We start from the raw sequence: 1,108 nt of genomic DNA, 5'->3' as shown, positions 1-1,108 counted from the left end.
GCTGGCCATGTGGAAGTGGCGGGATGGGAACCATGGCACGCTGCATCGGATACTCATGTTTTTATTCCCAATAGACACAAAAACGCGTGGATTCGCTTGATGGAATCCATGCGTTTTTCGACAGGCTGAAACGGCAATGGAATGCTCCATTGCCGTTTTTTTAAATGTCCTCCAGCTTTTTCTGCTTCTGCTCAAAGACTCCGTTTAACAGCTTACAGCATTGGTAAACGGTATCTCTGGGTGCTTTTGGCGGCTTATTGGCGTTTCTGTAATCAAACTGATCGATGAAGTCCAAGATATTTTGATAATGTTTCTCCATTTTTTCTTTTTGATTTGCAATCAGCTGGCGGGAGAATTCCAGATAAGCGCCTTCTTTCAGCTTATGTTTGCCCTCGCTCAGAAGAAGAGAAAAGTGCTCAAAGCAGAAACCGCCGGTATTGCGGAACATTTCCCGAAAGCTTTCTTCTGTTGCGATCAAATGAAAGAAGGTATCCACATATCGGTCAAAGCTATGGCTGATTTTGCCGCAGATCGTGCAGTCATACACAGTTTTATCGATTTCGCCGGAAATCCCGTCCAGGGAGGAGGGGGCGGTCTGTTTGGAAAACATTTTTTTCTTAGGCTCCGTAATTTCTTTGTCCAGAATGGCGGAGAGAGTTTCCAGATGCGTTTTGAGCATCAGGGAGAGCGCCAGAGCTTTGGACTCGCTTTCGATATCGGCAATATGTTTTTTACAGAATCCTTTCCGGTTGGTGACGGCCCGGAAATCCGGTTCCATCATGGCGGGGCCTACCGCGTACTTCACCGCTTCTGTCTCCAGCTTCTGATATAAATCACAAAAAGGACAGAATGTCTCTTTTTCAAAAACTTCCGTGATGGGAATGGTGTATATTTTTTCCTTCATTGGTTTCTCCCCTTTCTCTTTACAAGTATAATACGAAAGGGGTATAATGAAAAGAGTTTTTTCAAATTTTTAATAGCTGGTGAGGTGACTAACTATTAAAAGTCAAGACATTTTTAAAAAAATTAAGTAATTGAAAAATAGGCGCACTTAAACAAGCCCTATGTTTCAAGGACTAAAAAAATATTAGATAAAGATTATCTCAAA

At 42.3% G+C, this 1,108-nt stretch carries 1 protein-coding gene; it reads right to left on the bottom strand.

The window, feature by feature from the left end:
• Positions 1 to 160: 160 nt before the first annotated feature.
• Entirely contained in the window at positions 161 to 904 is a 744-nt protein-coding gene (locus tag KQI32_RS13255) for a DUF6062 family protein (RefSeq protein WP_216426119.1), read from the bottom strand.
• Positions 905 to 1,108 lie beyond the last annotated feature (204 nt).

This window comes from Acetivibrio sp. MSJd-27 (assembly GCF_018918095.1).
Taxonomy (GTDB): domain Bacteria; phylum Bacillota; class Clostridia; order UMGS1840; family HGM11507; genus HGM11507.
This window is presented reverse-complemented; position numbering and strand designations above follow the sequence as displayed.